The following is a 318-nucleotide window of genomic DNA, read 5'->3' as shown; positions in this document are numbered from 1 at the left end:
TACGGAACCGGCACCGGTGAGGGTGAGGGTGTTGCCGGAGATTTCGGCTGGACCGCTGAGCACTGATAGCGCAACTGGCAGGTCCGAGCTGGCGGCGGCGTTCACTGCGAAGGGCGCGTCGCCATAGGTCTTGTCGCTGATCGCGTCTAGCGTGATCGCTTGGCTGGCTTGAGCGACTTCGAAGCTCACTTGTTGTTCGGTTGCCGGAGCGTAGTTGGCGTTACCGGGTTGGGACGCTTCTACGGTTACGGAACCGGCACCGGTGAGGGTGAGGGTGTTGCCGGAGATTTCGGCTGGACCGCTGAGCACTGATAGCGC

At 62.6% G+C, this 318-nt stretch carries 1 pseudogene; it reads right to left on the bottom strand.

Annotated elements, in window-relative coordinates:
- Positions 1 to 318: pseudogene (locus QEH53_RS24095) on the bottom strand (metallophosphoesterase); the annotation flags it as partial.

Source organism: Pelagicoccus sp. SDUM812002 (assembly GCF_031127835.1).
In the GTDB taxonomy this organism is placed as follows: domain Bacteria; phylum Verrucomicrobiota; class Verrucomicrobiia; order Opitutales; family Opitutaceae; genus Pelagicoccus.
Note: the sequence above shows the minus strand (reverse complement) of the source record. Positions and strands in the feature narration are given on the sequence as shown.